Source organism: Terribacillus saccharophilus (genome assembly GCF_002272075.1).
Taxonomy (GTDB): Bacteria; Bacillota; Bacilli; order Bacillales; family Amphibacillaceae; genus Terribacillus; species Terribacillus saccharophilus_A.
This window is the reverse complement of record NZ_NPBJ01000032.1, coordinates 49,157-62,335: the sequence shown is the minus strand read 5'-3', so window position 1 is coordinate 62,335 and position 13,179 is coordinate 49,157. Positions and strand designations below refer to the sequence as shown.

At 43.5% G+C, this 13,179-nt stretch carries 12 protein-coding genes; 6 read left to right on the top strand and 6 right to left on the bottom strand.

All coding sequences use genetic code 11. From position 1 onward, the window contains the following. Window positions 1-25: 25 nt before the first annotated feature. Both CHH48_RS16275 and CHH48_RS16270 read right to left on the bottom strand, forming a co-directional pair. Window positions 26-922: a manganese catalase family protein gene (locus CHH48_RS16275; RefSeq protein ID WP_095220369.1), complete on the bottom strand. Its 897-nt coding sequence runs from the start codon at window positions 920-922 to the stop codon at window positions 26-28. A gap of 12 nt (window positions 923-934) precedes the next feature. Then, window positions 935-1,156, bottom strand: a complete 222-nt coding sequence (locus CHH48_RS16270) for a YuzF family protein (RefSeq protein ID WP_095220368.1) — start codon at window positions 1,154-1,156, stop codon at window positions 935-937. 170 nt (window positions 1,157-1,326) lie between these two features. Between CHH48_RS16270 and CHH48_RS16265 the strand changes: the two genes are divergently transcribed. Then, entirely contained in the window at window positions 1,327-2,037 is a 711-nt protein-coding gene (locus CHH48_RS16265; protein ID WP_095220367.1) for a DsbA family oxidoreductase, read from the top strand. A 318-nt stretch (window positions 2,038-2,355) separates the two neighbouring features. Continuing rightward, window positions 2,356-3,777 carry a Na+/H+ antiporter NhaC gene (gene nhaC / locus CHH48_RS16260; protein WP_095220366.1) on the top strand — a complete coding sequence of 474 codons (1,422 nt, stop codon included), beginning with the start codon at window positions 2,356-2,358 and terminating at the stop codon, window positions 3,775-3,777. Window positions 3,778-3,812: 35 nt separating this feature from the next. Here nhaC and CHH48_RS16255 read toward each other — a convergent pair whose 3' ends face one another. Beyond that, the gene (locus CHH48_RS16255; RefSeq protein WP_095220365.1) at window positions 3,813-4,535 is read right to left on the bottom strand and encodes a DUF421 domain-containing protein; all 723 of its coding nucleotides are present in this window, start codon (window positions 4,533-4,535) and stop codon (window positions 3,813-3,815) included. A 117-nt stretch (window positions 4,536-4,652) separates the two neighbouring features. Here CHH48_RS16255 and CHH48_RS16250 point away from each other — a divergent pair, with 117 nt between their 5' ends. From CHH48_RS16250 to CHH48_RS16235, 4 genes are all read left to right on the top strand, one after another. Next, window positions 4,653-5,207 carry a DUF3267 domain-containing protein gene (locus tag CHH48_RS16250; RefSeq protein ID WP_095220364.1) on the top strand — a complete coding sequence of 185 codons (555 nt, stop codon included), beginning with the start codon at window positions 4,653-4,655 and terminating at the stop codon, window positions 5,205-5,207. A gap of 201 nt (window positions 5,208-5,408) precedes the next feature. Then, window positions 5,409-6,446 carry a polysaccharide pyruvyl transferase family protein gene (locus tag CHH48_RS16245; RefSeq protein WP_095220363.1) on the top strand — a complete coding sequence of 346 codons (1,038 nt, stop codon included), beginning with the start codon at window positions 5,409-5,411 and terminating at the stop codon, window positions 6,444-6,446. Between the two features lie 158 nt (window positions 6,447-6,604). Next, a complete protein-coding gene (locus tag CHH48_RS16240) occupies window positions 6,605-8,020 on the top strand; it encodes a YfcC family protein (RefSeq protein WP_095220362.1) in 1,416 nt (471 codons plus the stop codon). A gap of 18 nt (window positions 8,021-8,038) precedes the next feature. After that, window positions 8,039-9,178 (top strand): M20 metallopeptidase family protein, encoded by a 1,140-nt coding sequence (locus CHH48_RS16235; protein ID WP_095220361.1) that lies wholly within the window; start codon window positions 8,039-8,041, stop codon window positions 9,176-9,178. A gap of 38 nt (window positions 9,179-9,216) precedes the next feature. Here CHH48_RS16235 and lacD read toward each other — a convergent pair whose 3' ends face one another. The 3 genes from lacD to pfkB are packed head-to-tail and all read right to left on the bottom strand — an operon-like array spanning window position 9,217 to window position 13,061. After that, complete coding sequence (gene lacD, locus CHH48_RS16230) at window positions 9,217-10,209, bottom strand: tagatose-bisphosphate aldolase (protein ID WP_095220360.1); 993 nt, start codon at window positions 10,207-10,209, stop codon at window positions 9,217-9,219. 13 nt (window positions 10,210-10,222) lie between these two features. Then, window positions 10,223-12,133, bottom strand: coding sequence for a fructose-specific PTS transporter subunit EIIC (locus tag CHH48_RS16225; RefSeq protein WP_095220359.1), 1,911 nt, complete (start codon window positions 12,131-12,133; stop codon window positions 10,223-10,225). Further along, window positions 12,123-13,061, bottom strand: coding sequence for a 1-phosphofructokinase (gene pfkB / locus CHH48_RS16220; protein ID WP_095220358.1), 939 nt, complete (start codon window positions 13,059-13,061; stop codon window positions 12,123-12,125). Before pfkB ends, CHH48_RS16225 begins: the two co-directional genes overlap by 11 nt. Window positions 13,062-13,179 lie beyond the last annotated feature (118 nt).

Below are 13,179 nucleotides of genomic sequence, written 5' to 3'. Positions count from 1 at the left end.
GGGGCTGCCGAATAACGGCAGCCTTTTATAAATTCTCCATCAAACGCTTTGCAATCCGTGCATAGTCATCCCGGTCGATTCCAGGAGCAAATTCCTCCGGCAGCTCCTCGAGATCCGGAATCGGACCTCCGCGCGGCGAACCTTGCTTCACAACAAGTTGACTGCCGTTCTCCGGATTTTCTCCTTTCCAGATTTTTCGGATGTCTGCATATTCGCCCATGTCATTCCAGGTGAATAGGATATTTCCTAGTCCTTGCTGCTCGAATTTACGAGCATGATCAAACTTGGTGTTGGATAGATCCGGAATCGGCACAAGTTTGGAAACATCCACACCTGTAGCTATCTCCAATGCTTTAGCATACGCCAATACATGCGTACCGCCGCGCACGAGCAAGTAACCAATCATTTCCCGAGCTGTTTCATGTTCTGTCATTTCATATACACGCATCTTGTGTGTTCGTGCTCCGCACTCCAAGAAGAAGTTGTGCAGCAGATCCAATACGAGATTTCCGCTGGAAAAGACATTGTCTCCTGTCCAGGGGCGCCCCATGGAGTCTCCGGCTAATGCGGTTTGTGCTGTTGCGATGAATTGATATGTATTGCGGCTGTCTTTGCCGGTTCTGAGAGGCGTAACATCTGGATCGCCGGTATAGAAAGTATTGCCGCGGGATAAGAGATTGATCGTATTGGCTACGAGCTCTACATGCCCGAATTCTTCAGCGGTGATACTTGCGACTAAGTCGTAAAAGGGCTTCAGTTTTTTCTTGTTACGAAAGTTAAAGGATTGGTACATATAGTTATTCAAGGTTGACATTTCGCCGAACTTTCCGCCGAGCAGTTCCTGCACAGCAGCAGCAGCATTCGGATCGCCATGTTCAGGGATAGGCAAGTCGATTGCAAGTCTGTTTTCACGTTTGATCATCTGTTAACCTCCTTATCCTTTTGGAATGACCCAGACAATTTGAGCGGTACGAATAAAAAAGGACGAACCGCCCGACTCAACGACAATGTGGTCTGGACGCACTGTTGTCAGTCTTCCTGTGACAGATCCACGTACGGTTTCAACTACAATTTGCTTGTTTCTAACTCCTTGTAATGTTTGATAGACATGGGGTTCGACATTGCTGATATAGGTCGTTTGCTGAGGTTGATTCATGCTGATCGCTCCTTTATAGGTAGAGACGCTATACTTTATGCGGATGAAGGATGTCCCCATGCATATTCTTAATATGTGGGTACAATATGATGGCTCTAATTACAAGCATCTATTTTTGTGGATTGTCGGGTCTATGCTAAAATCATCTTAATGTGAAAAGGGGTGTCACGATGAAAATTGAAGTATGGTCAGATTTTGTCTGTCCTTTCTGTTATATAGGTAAACGAAGGCTGGAACTTGCGTTAGAGCAATTCGAGCACAAGGATAGTGTGGAAATAGAATTTAAGAGCTTTGAGCTGGATCCGAATGCTGGGGTGTACAACGGAAAAAGTATTCACGAAGCACTTTCAGAGAAGTACGGCATGTCAATCGAGCAGGCGAAGGTGAACAACCTGCAAATCGGGCAGCACGCAGCTGAAGTTGGTCTTACATTCAACTTTGAAGACATGAAGCCGACAAATACACTGCATGCGCATCGCTTAGCCAAGTTTGCAGAAACAAAAGGCAAAGAAAAAGCGATGACTGAGAACCTGCTGTATGCGTACTTCACGGAATCAAAGAACCTCAGTGAAAAAGAAACACTGCTGGATGTTGCAGAAGCTTCTGGCTTGGATCGCAAAGAGGCAGCGGAGATTTTGGATAATGAATCACTTCACTTGGATGAGGTAAGAGGTGACGAGCGGATGGCGCAGCAATACGGCATTACAGGTGTGCCTTTCTTCATCTTTAATAATAAGTACACAATCTCTGGTGCGCAGCCTATGGAAACATTCATCGGTGCGTTGAATCAAGTTTGGAAAGAAGAAAACGAACAGCCGAAGTTCAAAGATTTCGGATCTGGTAATGCTGGTGTGTGCACAGACGATAATTGTTCAATATAAGAAAAATGGGCCTGCAGGTTTGCAGGCCCATTTTCTGTGCTCTAAAAAGGAGAAAATAGGTGTTCATAAATGACAAGGGCTATTAAACGGAAGATACAGCATCATGTTGGAGCATATGTAAGAACACGCCACTTATCTTCGTGTCTGCCAATCTGATCCAAGTCTATCCAGTATAACTGCGAGTAATGCCATTTTTATTAGATATAGATATGCTGTAGCATTAAAAGAGTAAGTTTCAAGAAACAGCTGAACGGGTAATTAGAAAGTTGTGTTATGTTCAGCAGCAAATAAACAACCTCAGGTTGAAGGAGTGGTTGGTTGGAAACCGATATTAAGAAACCGTCGTTTTTGTACGCAATAATGATGCTGTTGTCTATAGTGGCAGTAGTATCCATAGGAATTTTAGCATTTGATGCACCGATTCAAATACTGATGTTCATCAGCATGCTGGTCATCATACCATTTATGCTTGGGCTTGGATTTACGTATAAGCAAATCGAGAAATCCATGGCAAGAGCAATGGGAAGAGCATTGATGCCCGGTGTCATTCTTTTGACCGTCGGCATTTTAATCGGTGCATGGATCGCTTCCGGTACTGTGCCAACATTAATTTATTATGGTGTGCAGGCAATTACACCGCAGTTCTTTTTAGTGACGACATTGCTGTTTTGTTCGCTAGTATCTGTTGCGACAGGTACTAGCTGGGGAACGGTTGGTACCGCAGGTGTTGCGATGATGGGTGTCGGTACGGCACTTGGTATTCCAGCAGGATTAATTGGCGGTGCGATCGTTAGTGGTGCTTTCTTTGGGGATAAGATGTCCCCGCTATCTGATACAACGAATCTGGCACCTGCTGTAACTGGCGGGGATTTGTTTAAGCATATTAAGCATTTGCTTTGGACCACAGTTCCTTCTTATCTGATTACAGCAGCTATCTTCCTGTTCATTGGGTTGCGCTATCACGGTACTGGTGCTGATTCAGAAAGTGTCAATCAACTGACATCATATCTGGCGAACAATTTTCAATTGGGCATTATTCCATTGATCCCGATAGTTGTATTAATTACATTATTAGTCATGAAAAAACCTGCTATACCGTCTATCTTTGCTGGTGCAGCAGTTGGTGGACTGATTGCAATCTTCTATCAAGGCTTCGGATTTGCTGAAATGTTGACCACTTTCTATAGTGGATATGCGGTAGAATCCGGCATCCCTGTAGTTGATGAGCTGCTGATCCGTGGCGGACTGACAAGTATGCTGGAATTAATTGCGCTATTCTTATTTGCACTGGGATTAGGTGGTCTATTAGCAGATGCCGGTGTACTAGAAGCGTTGATTGCATCATTTGCCATGAAGATCAAGCATACCGGCGTTTTGACTTTGGTAACTGTGATTGTAAGCTATTTAACACTTGTGCTTGGCGGAACAGTTTACTTCTCCACAGTAATGGGTGGAACGCTCATGAAGCCAATTTTTGAGCGGCTTAATCTTGAACCGGAAAATCTCTCGCGTATTTTGGAAGATACTGGTACTTTGAGTGCGCCGCTTGTACCTTGGACCGGTGGTGGTATATATACGGCTGGTGCTCTTGGCATCGCGACAGTCACTTATTTGCCATTCTGTTTCTTAGCCTTTATCACGCCAGTATTCACTTTGCTTTATGGGATAACTGGCTGGACAATTAAGGAGAAAAAAGAAGAGAAGCAGAAAAAAACGAAAATAAAAATAGCAGAAGCATAGAAATAAGTAGCACTACCTTAACAGGTGGTGCTCTTTTAATGTTTGATCGGTGGAATATTCGGCTTCCTTTCCTTCAAACTGATATGAAGGCTTTGTGGATGTGAAATAGATGCGAAGAATATTTGATTCATGCCAATGATGTTTTGATCAGCCAATTGTTTTCTTAGCCATTCTTCATCCAAATTGAAGTGAGTTAAGGTGTCATGGTGTATGTACCCATCCGAAATGACAGGAAAAGCAATGGCTGATGTTTGCTGCTGAAGATTGAGATCTTCCCGTGTTGCAGGAAGTTTATTCGGTTTTTTTAAGACACTAAGTGTCCCGTTTGGTTCGACTATTGCTGTTTCTACATCACGTACATCAAAAACGTCCTTTTGTCTCAGCATAAACAATATATTGTCGATGGAATATTGGACTTTCCGCATATTTTCATATAGTAAGGTGCCGTCTTGTATGACGATAGTCGGACCAAGTGTAAGCACCTTCCCAATTTTGCGATTAGAGATTTTCCACTTCACGATTGCCTTTTGGAACAGACCGATGGCGACAATGGCTACGGCAGTTGGCAGATGTTCTATCTCTGGATCAGCGATGTCAGCACCAACGAGTGCTCCTAGAATGACAACAATCAGAAAATCAAAGACTGGCATTTCGCCGATTGCACGTTTCCCCATGTACAAGGTCACGACTAGCATAAGCGGGATGATGGTAATGATTCGAGCGATGACAATCAAATTGTCATGAATAAGTTCGGACATAAAGTTGCTCCTTTCTGCTATTCAGCCTTGCCAGTCAACTGTATTGCCAAACTAAATGTCCTGATTTTATTGAAACGAAGATATCTGTGATACGTAAGGAGTAGGGAGGTGTTCAGCATGCAAAAGCGAGAAGTATTATTTGATATGCGGAAATTGCAAAGACAAGCGACGTACCTGACAATTGGATTGATGTTTGTAGCGAGTTTTATTTATTTGATTATTCATGGGTTTGAAATCTCCATAAGCTTATCTGCCCTTGCAATATTCTTTCTGCTCACCATTATTGGCATTATTTCGCATGAGCTTCTTCATGGAATCGGCTTTATCATATTTGGGAAAGTAAAGTCCAGCCAGATTAAGTATGGCTTTTCATGGAAGGACGGCGCCGCCTATGCGCATTGCATGGTCCCCATTAAAGTAAGTGCATATCGTGTTGCTTTGCTTTTACCTGTTTTCCTTACAGGACTGCTTCCGCTGCTGATTTCGTACATCATCGGAAATGGTGTGCTACTTACCGTTTCTGTGATTCTTACAGCTGGAGGAATTGGGGATTGGCTTATCTTCCGTAGTCTGATGAAGTATGAAGCGAGCCAGTTCGTGAAGGATCATCCGACAAAGGTTGGCTACTTCATTTATACAGATAGCGCTAAAGAGAGCGAGAAAACAACATGACTGCATCTTTACGTATTTATAAGGTTTCTGAGCCTGATGGCGTGTTGAATCACGTTTATCAGTATCGTTGGAATACACATGTGGATTAGAGAAAGATGAAGAGTAAATGGTAAAAATTGAGATGCTACTTAGGCATAAATTCTTTTGATTCGGGGTATTGAGTAGTATGGATAAAGAAGCTTTGCTTAGGAGGCACTTAATATGACGATACAACCAATTGACACAAATAATATTGCAAAAGGCATCGGGCCGAATGTTTCACCTGAAGCTTTTACTAATGATAAACGTAAGGTATTCCTATTCGGTTCGCCGAGCTATACAAATATCGGTGATCAGGCAATAGCCTATAGCATCGAAAAATTCATCCAAAGCCGTTTCCCTTATTACGAGTATATAGAAATTATGGATTATGCAACAGATGAGGGAATTGAGTTTGTAAAAGGTATCATCGGTGAAGATGATATTGTTATGTTCACTGGTGGCGGAAATCTAGGCAGCCTGTACTTGGATATTGAAGAAGATCGCCGGAAGGTCTTCGCTGCTTTCAAGGATTATAAATCTATTTCCATGCCGCAGTCTGTGTTCTTCGAAGATAATGAACATGGCGAGCAGGAAAAAATGAAAACCCAGGAAGCATACCATCAGAACAAAAATCTAGTCATTGCTGCCAGAGAATCGCAAACATTGGATGTTGTAAGGAATACATTTGATTCTGAGGTAATGTACACACCAGATATGGTAATGTCTCTTGATGTTGTTCCTCGTGAGCAGGAGCGGGAAGGGGTTATGTTCTTCCTGAGAGCCGATAAAGAAAAAGTAATGGAGGAGAACTTCGTTTCTGAACTGATGGAATGGACGAAGAAATTTGGATCTGTTGACCGTACAGATACGGTTTTAGACGAAAACATCGTCCCTAACATTGATTATGCAGATCGCGAAAAGCATTTCATTGAAATGCTTGATCTAATCAGTTCTAAAAAATTGATCATCACGGACCGCTTGCATGCTATGATTTTCTCTATTATTACGAAAACACCATGTCTTGTGTTCGGCAACAGCTACGGTAAAGCGAAGCACTCCTACCGCGATTGGCTCGACTCCATCAATTTCGTTGAATATACCGATACCAAAGATGTAGAGCTGCTGGAACAAATGGTAGAGAAGCTGATGAAGGCAGAACCAAATGAAATCGATCTTCGTAAGGACTTCAAGCCGCTAGTAGACTTCTTCCGCAGCTAAAAAAGGAAAGCTAGAATCTTAGGATTCTAGCTTTTTTCATTATTTTTGTATATTCAATCTATAAAATTTATTAATATACGGTTGTATTATTATATAAATAGTTGTATATTTATTACATAATATACAACGAAGGATCTTCCTTGAAGGAGTACAACTAGATGAACAGCTTACAAGATTCGCAGCAGCAAGCTGCTAACAAAAAGAAACCAAAACATTTTAACGTTTACGTGATGATTTTTGCATTCATTATCGTGGCAGCAATTTTAACATATATTATTCCAGGTGGAGCATATGACCGCGTGGATCAGGATGGCCGCAGTGTAATCCTGCCAGAAACATTCCACTATATCGATGGAGAGAATGTCGGCTTGCTTGGCATATTCAATAGTATTCATACCGGTATGGTGAATGGTGCGAATATCATTTTCTTCGTCTTGATTGTTGGTGGAGCATTTGGGATTTTCACTGCCACTGGAGCACTGGATGCCTTTATTTATACGCTGTCCAGAAAGATGGCTAATAAAGAGAAGCTGCTTATCCCTGTATTGATGCTGTTCTTTGCAGCAGCAGGTGCTTTAATGGGAATGTCAGATGAAACAATCGTGTATGTCGCGATTTTGGCGCCAATGGCTATAGCACTTGGATTTGATGCATTAACCGGTTTTGCAATTGTTGTACTCGGCGCAGGAGTTGGATTTACGGCGGCAGTCATGAACCCGTTCACAGTAGGTATTGCGCAAGGCATTTCCGAACTGCCAACCTTCTCCGGAATCGGTTTCCGGATTATTCTTTTCGTTATCCTTTATCTTGCAGCTGTCTTCTATGTGATGCGGTATGCGAGTAAAGTGAAGAAGAACCCTGAACTCGGGGAATACGGAAAATTCGGCAGAAAAGCTGATACTTCCGCTCTTAATAAGACACAGAAAATGACTTCTCGTCACAAGCTTGTCCTATCAGCTTTCTTGATCAATTACATCATCTTGATTATTGGTGTATTGAAATACGGCTGGTACATTACGGAGATTGCTGGATTATTCCTGCTGTTCGGTGTGGTGATGGGTATCCTAGGAGGAATTTCTTTCTCTGGGATTGCCGATAACTTCATCCTCGGAGCAAAAGACCTTCTTGGCGGAGCATTGATCATCGGATTTGCTCAAGCCATCTTAGTAATCTTCAATACTTCAGGAATGATGGACACGCTGCTGTATCATGCTTCCAATGCACTTGGAATGATTCCTGCTGCACTATCTGCAGTTGGTATGCTATTCCTGCAGATGGGCATCAATTTCTTCGTTCCGTCCGGAAGCGGACAAGCTGCTTTGACAATGCCGCTTATGGCGCCATTGTCTGATATGATAGGTGTAACAAGACAGACTGCTGTACTTGCCTATCAGTTTGGAGACGGTATCTCCAACACGATCTTGCCTACAGGCAATATCATCGCATTGCTTGCAATCGCAGGAATCGGTTATGGGAAATGGGTGAAGTGGTTCCTGCCATTCTTCCTTATCCAAATCGGCATTGCCATTATCGCTCTTATCATAGCTCAATTGATTCAATACGGACCGTTTTAATAGAAGGAGTAATGTAACATGGAATTAGAGAGATTAGTAGAACAGGCGATTAAAGATCGTCGGCATATTCACCAATACCCGGAGCTATCGGGGGAAGAATACGAAACAGGTAAATACGTACGTAATAGACTGGAAAAGCTAGGCATTGAGATTCTTGATTTTCAGCCGCCTAGTGTTGTCGGTTATGTGAAAGGCACCAAAGGGGATAAGACAATTGCACTTCGGGCGGATATGGATGCACTGCCGATGGTAGAAGAAGGGGATAAACCTTACATCTCCAAGCATCATGGGGTAGCTCATACGTGCGGACATGATGGCCATACAGCTATCCTGCTTGCGGTAGCAGAGTGGATCACATTGCATAAAGAGGAAGTGGAGCCGAATATCGTGCTATTATTCCAATCCTCTGAAGAAGCTTCTCCGAGCGGTGCAGATAAGCTGATCAAAGAAGGTGCATTAGAAGGCGTCAACAGCATCTACGGCATCCATGTCGATGCTGGTCTGGAAAAGGGCCAATTCGGTACTCGTCCTGGCGCCATGATGGCATCTGTCGATGATTTCAAAATTAAGATTCAAGGCTCTGGCGGCCATGCATCTACACCGCATCTGACTGTAGATCCGATCTATATCGCAACACATGTCATTCAAGCGCTGCAAAGCATTGTCAGCCGTAAACTGAATCCAATGGACGCTAGTGTCATTTCCGTTGGGAAGATTGAAGCAGGCAACACATACAATGTCATTCCAGATTCAGCTAAAATCATCGGGACGATGCGCTCCTTCTCTACAGAAGCAGTACAGACGATCCAAGAACAGATTGCGAAGCTGACAAAAGGCATTTGTGAATCATTTGGTGCTACAGCGGAAGTTGACTTCATCATTGGCACACCACCGCTTATCAATGATGAAAAAGAAGCGGCTTTTGCAGAAGAGCTGCTGCAAAAAACATTCGGTGCAGAACGCTATGAAGAATTGGAGCCAGTTATGGGCTCTGAAGATTTCTCCTATTACTTGCAGGAAATCCCGGGGGTATTCGTCAAGGTCGGTATGCAAGGAGAGAAAAGCCAATATCCACACCACCATCCGAAGTTTGATATTGATGAAGATGTGTTTGGGGATGCAATCAAGGTGTTCCAGCAGTTTATTTTAAATCAATAAGTAAGAGGAGCATATGGGATAGCCCATATGCTCCTTTTTTATGCGAGTATTTCAGCCTGTTTCCAGGATGTCGCTGTTTGTTTTAATACTTCATTTAACGCTTCTACATTTTTTCTGCCTTCTAGTTGCAACCACTGTTTTCCTGCATCTTCTCCGTCACGGCCGAAGATGGCTACGCTATCTTTCCAGGTTGCCCGGCCACATAATACACCGTTAAAGCTGGAACCTGCTTCTTTTGCAAAACGTAGCGTCTCTTGGAAAAGGGAAGCACTAACACCTGCGCTCAAGAAGATGAATGGCAAATCAGTTGCCTCGCTTTGCTCTTTGAAATAGCGCTGTGCTTCCTCAGTTGAGTACACAGGCGTTTCTTCAGAGAAACCTTCTACATAGGAGATGTTTACTGGAACTTCAACTTTTAACACATCTACCTTGTATTGAGATTTTGAGAATTCCTTCATCATATCATTTACTTTATGTGGTTTTACTTTAGCGTACTCGCGACCTTTTACATCATCATTGTGTGCGTCATAAGAGACGAGTTCCAAGAAGAAAAGAATATCCTCTGCCTGACATTCAGATCCGAGACGTTCCACGAAAATATGCTTCTTTTCGTTAATGCTTGTATCTTCATCCACATCATAATACAAAAGGAATTTCACTGCATCTGCACCCTGTGCCTTGATTCGTTGAACAGACCAGTCATCGAGAATATCTGGCATGCGTCCTGGCTGAGTCGCATCGTAGCCAGTTTTTTCATAAGCAAGTAGCAAACCGGCACTTTTATCACGTTTCTGTGCAGCTGGCAAACCATACTCAGGATCCAGCAAGATGGAAGTCGCATATGGTGTGAGTTCCTCAGAAATCAGTTCTTTAAAAGATACAATTGTATCGTCTCCCTGGTTGTTTGTGTTTTCCTGCTGCAGCATCTTTTTCAAGGAGCCTCGCTGGTCAATGGCGAGGGCTCCGATAATTCCATTTTCGTCCGAAAGTCTCTCAAGTGCTTCTCGTTTTGCGGGTGTTAAATTTAACATGTTAGCAGCTCCTTTAAGCAGATAGTTTAGTAGAAAAAAGGGCAAGAATATCTTCTGAGTTAGTCGCATGATGCAACTGATCGATCGTTTCCTGATGTACGAGCATTTTAGAAACCTCTGATAAGTAATACAGATGATTGGAGGCAGTTCCTGCTGGGATGAGCATGCTAATCACGATTCGGATTGGCTGCCCATCTAATGCTTTCCATTCGACTCCGTCAGCCAGCTTAAAGATGATGATTGCTGGTTTCAGAACTTCACTGCGCTCGGTATGGGGGATAGCGATACCTTGTTCCATGCCGGTTGTACTTGCTTTTTCTCTCTGGAGAAAGCCATCTACAATAGCGCCTGGATCTGTGATGATACCGTGCTGCTTCGCTGTTTCAGCGATTTGCTGAAATACTTCTATTTGAGTAGCTGCTTTCACATCTACCTTGATTGTGTCGAGAGACATAATCTGACTGATATCTTGTACTGGTAAAGCTGTTTTTTCTGTAACAGCTGCTGTCTCAGCAATAGTTGTTTCCTTCACTTTGTTTTTAGCGGCTGTACGCTTTTGATCCATTCCAATCAAGAAGCCGCTTACAACTGCACCAGCGAGGATGGCCAGTATCCAAAGGAAAGGATGTGTAACGATTGGGAGCACGATAAATCCGCCGTGTGGAGCTGGTACCTGTACTTTAAATACGTAAGTCAAAATTGCTGCGATAGAGGAACCGATCATTAGAAACGGAATGACCTTTAGCGGCTTTTTCGCTGCAAATGGAATGGCTCCTTCTGTGATATGAGTAGAGCCCAGCAGGAAGTTGACCAGTCCTGCACTGCGCTCACTTGTGCTGTAAGCTTTACCGGCAAATAGCGTTGCGAAGCCAGTAGCGATCGGCGGAACGATACAAGCAGCTGATACACCTGCCATGAAGAAGTAGTTTCCATCAGACAGCAGTGCAGTTCCTGTTACGTAAGCTGCTTTATTAACTGGACCACCCATATCGAATGCGCACATAATTCCTACAATAAGTCCTAATACAATTGGATTGGAGTTTTGGAAGCTTGCTAGAAAATCCATCATTGCTTGGTTGATCCAACCCATCGGAGCTGAAATGAACCACATGGCAAAGCCGGCAATGAAAATACCGAAGACTGGGAATAGGAAAATCGATTTCAAGCCATCAAGCTGTTTTGGCAGAGCTTTGAACAAGTAACCTAGTCCGAGAATGATATAACCGGTCATAAAACCGCCGATAATACCGCCCAAGAAACCAGTACCATTCGTGAAAGCTATCATCCCGACGATGAAACCGATAATCAGACCAGGCCGTTTGGCTATCGATTCAGCAATATATGCACATAGCACCGGTACCATCAGGTTCATGGCAATGCCGCCAATTGTGTTCATATAATAAGCGAACTCGTTGTACTGCGAGCTTTCTGGGTCAGCAGAGTGGATACCGAACATGAGAGAGATGGCAATCATGACACCGCCTGCTACGACAATCGGAAGCATATGAGAGACACCGTTCATGAGGGATACGTAGATACTGCGTATAACAGATTCTTTTTGCTGCGGTTCGGAGCTGCCTGCAGAAGCAGCACGCTGGCCATCTTTATAGATAGGTGCTGTTTGGTTGATGATCGCATCAAGCAGCTTATCTGGCTCTTTGATTCCTTTGCTGACTGCCACATTGACAACCCGCTTACCGATAAAACGATCGCGATTGACATCTTTGTCAGCAGCGATGATGACGCCATCGGCTGCATCAATTTCAGCCTGTGTCAGTGTATCTTGGACACCATCCTGTCCGTGTGTTTCTACCTTTATTGAGATGCCGCGTTTTCGTGCTGCTTCTTCCAAGGCTTCTTTTGCCATAAAGGTATGGGCAATACCGGTAGGACATCCGGTTGCAGCAATAATTCTATACGTCATTCTTTACACCCCATTTTCTCTTTATTTGGATTTGACCTGCCAAGTAAGGAATATCACTAAGGTCAGATAAACCTGATGTGAAAGCTGTAGAAGAGCCAGCAGCTGTTGCATAAACCAAGGCTTCTTCTTCGGAATCCCCGAGCATTAATCTGCCAGCAAATGCAGCGAGCATCGTGTCACCAGCACAGGCAGTGTTCACTATCTTGCCTGAAGGAGCGTTTACAGCTAACTCCTGTGTGCTGTCACAGTACAAGGCACCTTGGGCGCCGCATGATAAGAGGACACGCTGAGCGCCACGCTCCAGCAACTGTTCTGCAGCTTTTTGCAGTTCTGCACGATCTGTATGATCCGGGATATTGAACCAATTGGCTATTTCTTCATCATTCGGCTTAATGAGATAAGGCTCGTAAGCGAGACAATCCAGTAAAACGGGAGAACTGATATCAAGCACCAGTTTAACTCCTAGCTGATGAGCAATCTTAGCAATCTCGATATGGATTTGGTCATCAATGCCTTGGGGAAGACTGCCTGAGACAAAGAGCCAATCACCACTTTTAAGGTTCCTTATTTGTTCGATCAGCAGCTCTTGTGCCTGCTGCGAGATGACTGGTCCTCTGTTTACCGCCTTGTATTCCATGCTGTTCTCGCGGATGAAAGTGTTAATACGCGTTATGCCATCCACTTTTATGAATGCGGTTTCAATTCCGGAGGCTTCAAGCTCTTGTTCAATGAAATCTCCGGTAAAACCGCCTAGGAATCCGGTTGCCATATTGGAAATGCCAAGCTTCTTCAACATAAATGATATATTGATAGCTTTTCCATTCGGCTGATACTCTTCAAATATGCTTCTGTTTACGACGAAAGGATCAAAAGAGGTAAACTCTGAGAAAAGATCGATCGCTGGATTCATCGTGCATGTATAAATCATCCGCATCACTGCCTATCTGTGTTTTTCTTACAAATTAATTATGGCATGCCTTTCGATGTAAATGTTTTCAACATTCACTGATTTCGCTACAATATTAGTAAACGTTTACACGGGGGAA